The sequence below is a fragment of the Phytobacter sp. V69 genome, assembly GCF_965644215.1.
GTDB lineage: Bacteria > Pseudomonadota > Gammaproteobacteria > Enterobacterales > Enterobacteriaceae > Phytobacter.
In genome coordinates this window covers 1-5190 of sequence record NZ_CBFFRL010000265.1, presented here as the reverse complement: position 1 = coordinate 5190, position 5190 = coordinate 1, and the positions used below count along the sequence as shown (strand labels likewise).

The window sequence follows — 5190 nt, the reverse complement described above, 5'->3', positions numbered from 1 at the left end:
GCGCCGGACGGAAAAATGAAGCCGCTGCGCTACGCCGCCGCCGTGGAGAACGCGCTACGTAAAAAATTAGAGGCTGATGCGGGGTATTCGGGACTCATCTGCAAAAATCCGAACCACGGCCACTGGAAAATCGCTGTATGGCAGCCGGAACTCTACACGCTGGACTGGCTGGCCGACTTTCTCGACCTGAGCGCGGCGAACGATAAAGAAATCGTTGCCGACTACGGCCTGGGCCGTAACTGCACCCTGTTCGACAAAACCCGCAAATGGGCATACCGCGCCATCCGTCAGGGCTGGCCGGAGTATGACCAGTGGCTGCAAGCCTGTTATGAACGAGCCATCGCCTATAACCTGCAATTTGCCGCGCCGCTGGATAAAAATGAAGTGATGAGTGTATCTAAGAGTATAGCTAATTGGACTATAAAAAATTTCGATGAGTTATCATTCAATAGCTATGTATTAAATACACATAAAAGAGAAGTTCAAATAAAAAGAGGTCGAAAAGGTGGGTGTGTTAGTAAAGGTGGAGGACGGCCAAGTTTAGGTGATCCTTGGGTCGAACAGGGGGTTAGTCGTAGAACTTTTTTTAGAAAAAAACGCTTATTTACATCCTCCCCCTCCTAAAGGATGGGGAGGATGTAAATGATTTAATTTATTTCATTTGTTAATTTAAATGTTTCATTTTTAAATGAATTAATGGTGGTGGGAGTTATTATAAACTCGTTAATTAAATCATTAAGCATTGTAGCTTGGTTCATTAAAGCGTTAGATGCTGATGCAGATTCTTCAACGAGCGCAGAGTTTTGTTGTGTTACATCATCCAGTTGACTTACTGCTTTGTGTATTTGATTTATACCCATGCTTTGTTCATTGCTTGCAATGGATATATCATCAGATAAGGATGATATTTCACGAATGGAATTGTTTATTTTTAGTATATTGTCTTCTACTTGTTTTGATTGCACTGCTCCCACCTCAAATAATGACATTGCCATTTCAACTAATGATTTTATTTCCCTGGCTGAAACCGCTGATTTTTGTGCGAGATTTCTAACTTCCCCTGCGACTACGGCAAACCCCTTTCCTTGCTCTCCAGCTCTGGCAGCTTCAACTGCTGCGTTAAGGGCAAGAATGTTAGTTTGAAAAGCTATACCATCTATGATTGAAACAACATTATATACTTTTTCAGCACTATTCTTTATGTCTAACATTGTTTTCATTAAATTCCTAGCTTCGTTAGAGTTTTCATCCGAAATAGTGAGTGCCTTTTGTGATAGATTACTTGCTAATTTAGTGTTTTCGGCAGTTTGCTGTACGGTATCAGTCAGTTCAGACATGCTAGAGGCTATCTGTTCTAGTGATGCTGCTTGTTCTTCTGTTCGCGATGATAAACTTTCGTTTCCTGCTGATATTTGCAAAGAAGCAGAGCTTACTTCATTAGATGAATTGCTAACTCTTGAAAGCGAAGTGATAATTTTATCCATCAATGAATTGAACGCTTTTGCTGTAAGCCCTATTTCATCCGTTTTTTTTTCATTGGCTCGCAGAGTAAGATTTAAATTTACATTTGATTCCTCAATAATGTTTTTTATGGAGTTAAGGTCTTTATGAATACTATTTGTTGTCTTAAAGGCTAAAAAACCCAATAATATTATTATCATTATGGATGAGGTTATCATTATTAGCGTTGTGTTTTTGTAATTATTTTTACTCTTTAGGTTTTCTTCGTTTGCTTCTTCTATTTTTGATTTGATTGTTTTTTTATATGTGTTGATGATCTCATTGGTTAATTTTCCAATCCCGTTATTAGCAAGTGTTTCATTAATAACCTCATCACTATTAATTTGTGTGAAATCATTTATGAAGTTAGGTAGTTGATCCTTAATTATATTTATTTTTATTGCTGCATCTTCTAGGTTTTTTTTATCATCATTGTTTGTCGTGTAGTTTTTAATTTGTAATTCGGTATTGGTGCTCAATTTTGTGATGATATTTCTAATGTTATCCTCTGCTACTTTTCTGTTTGTTTGTATTTCAGTGCTATGATGTCGGTACATCCATATGATAAGTTCATCGGCACTGGCTCTCATTTCAGATAGAGATATTATCGATTCTATAATGTTGTTTTTTATGTAATCGAATCTTGAGTTTAAATGATCCATTGTTATTCTTGCTCCTAAAACAGAAAGAATAAGAAATATAGATATAAGTGAGAATGATAAATATAATTTTTTTGTTATGTTCATTGTTTATTCCTTTTTTATTAATACATTTTGTTGTGTTCCCATAAGGATTTTTTTTTATTTTTGTATATATAAATGTGTTTTTTGTCTCATTTTTGTTAAAAATATCTCCGGCAGATTCAAGTCCGAAGTGCAGAGCTAAGACTGCCGGCTTAGCTCTGCAAACACCACCGTGGGTTGTCTAAACCCCAGACACTTGCGCGGCCTGCTGTTCAACGCACCGCTGTTAGCTCCTAAGTCTTCTTCTAACTCTCCAGTGAACCAACATCCGTTACCTATCATTATTGATGTGGCACTAAACAAGCCTATATCAGATAACAGCCCTCTCCAGCAGAGGGCTGTTTTTTTTGCAGCAAGTACAGAATCTGGCATACTGCACCGTACCTTAAGCCAGTACACACAGCGTCCCCTCTGACGAGGTGCCACCGTGACTGTTTCAGGGGGCTCGCCGCCCCCCGAAACCCCCGGCATCCACTGAGAAAAAATTCGCACCACCGTGAGAATTTTTTCTCAGTGGATCCTATGGAAAAGCGAACGAAAGAGATCAAAATCCGGCTCACCGAAAGTGAACATCAGCGACTGCGTGATCGCTGCGACCGGACTCACCTTGCGGAGTGGCTGCTTCAGCTTGGTCTGGGTGAACACACCTCACGCAAGCGCCGTGTTCCCGACGTGGCGCCCGAACTGCTGCGACAGGTCAGCGGGATTGGCAATAACCTGAACCAGATAGCCCGCCGCCTGAACCAGTCTGATCCCCTGACGCCTGCTGAACGTGCCTCGCTGCTTGTCGTACTGACCAGCCTTGACCGGCGGCTTGGCGACCTGCTGGAGCAGAACCGTGATCGTTAAAATTCATTCGCGGGGCGCGGGTTCGGGCAGCGGGCCGGTGGACTATCTGCTGGGAAAAGACCGTAAGCGCGAACAGGCCCGCTTACTTCGCGGTAACCCTGAGCACGTATGGGAGCTTATCGACGGCTGCGACTTTGCCCGCGCCTACACTTCCGGCGTGCTGTCATTCCAGGAGCCGGACATTGCAGACGCGGAGAAATCGCACCTGATGGACGAATGGGAGCACACGCTGCTGACCGGTCTCGACCGCGACCAGTACGCCTGCCTGTGGGTAGAGCATCGAGACAAGGGACGGCTTGAGCTGAATTTTGTCATCCCGAACATCGAATTGCAGAGTGGAAAACGCCTGCAACCCTACTTTGACCGCGCCGACCGTCCCCGCGTCAACGCCTGGCAGACCCTGACCAACGACCGGCTGGGGCTGCGCGACCCGAATGACCCGACCTACCGCCGTCCGCTGACGCAGGCCAGCGATCTGCCCCGCGACAAACAGCAGGCGGCAGAGAAAATCACCGCTGGCCTGATGAACCTGATGCAGCAGGGGGTGATCCGCAGCCGGCAGGACGTGGTGACGCAGCTGGAAAGCTACGGCCTGACCGTGGCGCGGGAAACGAAAAGCAGCATCAGCATTGCCGATCCGGACGGCGGCCGAAATATCCGGCTGAAAGGAATGATTTATGAGCGAGATTTTAAATTTGGCGAAGGGCTTCGAGGAGAAATCGAAGCAGCAGGCGCAGGATACCGAGCAGAGCGTGAAGCGCGAGTTCGCGAGGCTGGAGACGTCTATCAGCGCGGAACTGCAATCAAGCTCGCAGAGCATCAGCAACGCTATCCACGAGCAGAACGGCAGGCTGACGGGCATGCTCAGGAAGTCAGTCTCAACGGCGATGGCGTGGATATTCCTCTGCTTCGCGCTGCTGATCGGCATCATGGGCGGGATAATCTGGTTTCAGGGCACGATCATCACCTCACGCCTGAACGAGATGGACAGCTACAGCCAGCAGCTGGCGAGCCTGAAAGCGAAAAGCGGCGCGGGCGTTACGATTTACAGCGACGATACGCGCCGGAACACCTACCTGGTGGTGCTGCCGAAGCAGGCGCATGGCGTGGAAACCTACACGTCGACGACCGACAACACCGTGGTGAAATACACGGCAAAATAATCCCGCCAGAGCGCCCTGAAACGCCACAGCGCGTTTTTAACACTGAGGACGACCAAAACCATGACCGAGATGGAAAAACAGCTTCTGAGCGCCTTAGAGAGCTTACAGAGAAGCTACGAGCAACAGCAGCAGGCGTGGCAGGACAGCTACAGCAGCTTGCAGCATATGTTCGAGGCTACCTCACAGGCGCTGACGCACAGCGACCGGGTGTGTCAGCACTTGAGCAGTCAGGTGGACAGCTTGCGCGCGCAGGTCGAGAGCTTGAGCAGGAACGTCAGCCGCTTGATGCGTTGATCAGGCAGCACGACCGCGCCTACGCCGAGAAGCTGCGTGAGCAGAAGCCAGATCCGGAGCCGCATAAAAAACCGACCCGCTACTATGGCCCCTCGATGTGACCGCTTTTCCGGAATCAGAGCTAAGCGTACTGTGTACTCCAATAAGCACAGGAGGCAGCCGTGAGTCACGCGATTGAGTTTATCGAGACCCCGATGTTTACCCGTCAGATAAACAGATCGCCACGGATGAAGCGCTCAGGGAGCTGCAAAAGACGCTGATTGAGTCGCCGGACAAAGGCGATCTCATCCAGAAAACCGGGGGCTGCGCAAAATCAGGATGGCGACGGGCAACCAGGGAAAAAGCGGCAACGCGAGGGTTATCTCCCAGCCCCAGCAACTGAAAGACGAGGTGTGACATGCGTTTTTTTGACGAGCTGAATGCATCGCTGGAAGAAGCCGTTGAAATCAAAAATGGCGTCAGAGCGCCCGCCCGCGTCACCCGTTACGCGCTGGCAGACGTGAAGGCGATCAGGGTACAGCTGAACGTTTCACAGAGTGAGATGGCGAAGGTGCTGGCAACCACCCAGGCTAACCCGAAATTCTTCCAGGCGCTGGCGGCGCACTAAGCCGTTGTGACAGAAGGATTCGACAGGCGAGGCC

Annotated in this window: 5 protein-coding genes and 2 pseudogenes; 5 read left to right on the top strand and 2 right to left on the bottom strand. The window is 48.1% G+C overall.

Annotation, left to right across the window (positions count from 1 at the left end):
* Positions 1 to 624: replication initiation protein (locus ACSZPU_RS23135; RefSeq protein WP_499003638.1), on the top strand; the 624-nt coding region annotated here is incomplete at its 5' end.
* A 23-nt stretch (positions 625 to 647) separates the two neighbouring features.
* Here the strand turns inward: ACSZPU_RS23135 and ACSZPU_RS23130 are convergent.
* Together ACSZPU_RS23130 and ACSZPU_RS23125 are read right to left on the bottom strand one after the other, a co-directional pair.
* Positions 648 to 2246, bottom strand: a complete 1599-nt coding sequence (locus ACSZPU_RS23130; RefSeq protein ID WP_499003633.1) for a methyl-accepting chemotaxis protein — start codon at positions 2244 to 2246, stop codon at positions 648 to 650.
* 135 nt (positions 2247 to 2381) lie between these two features.
* Positions 2382 to 2489 (bottom strand): annotated as a pseudogene (locus ACSZPU_RS23125) (IS30 family transposase); the annotation flags it as partial.
* A gap of 276 nt (positions 2490 to 2765) precedes the next feature.
* Here ACSZPU_RS23125 and ACSZPU_RS23120 point away from each other — a divergent pair.
* From ACSZPU_RS23120 to nadS, 4 genes and pseudogenes are all read left to right on the top strand, one after another.
* Positions 2766 to 3092: a MobC family plasmid mobilization relaxosome protein gene (locus ACSZPU_RS23120; RefSeq protein WP_499003630.1), complete on the top strand. Its 327-nt coding sequence runs from the start codon at positions 2766 to 2768 to the stop codon at positions 3090 to 3092.
* Positions 3082 to 4650: a relaxase family protein gene (locus ACSZPU_RS23115; protein WP_499003627.1), complete on the top strand. Its 1569-nt coding sequence runs from the start codon at positions 3082 to 3084 to the stop codon at positions 4648 to 4650. Before ACSZPU_RS23120 ends, ACSZPU_RS23115 begins: the two co-directional genes overlap by 11 nt.
* Before the next feature lie 60 nt (positions 4651 to 4710).
* Positions 4711 to 4912 (top strand): annotated as a pseudogene (locus tag ACSZPU_RS23110) (type II toxin-antitoxin system RelE/ParE family toxin); the annotation flags it as partial.
* Positions 4913 to 4946: 34 nt separating this feature from the next.
* The gene (gene nadS, locus ACSZPU_RS23105; RefSeq protein ID WP_499003623.1) at positions 4947 to 5156 is read left to right on the top strand and encodes a NadS family protein; all 210 of its coding nucleotides are present in this window, start codon (positions 4947 to 4949) and stop codon (positions 5154 to 5156) included.
* The last annotated feature ends 34 nt before the right edge of the window (positions 5157 to 5190 follow it).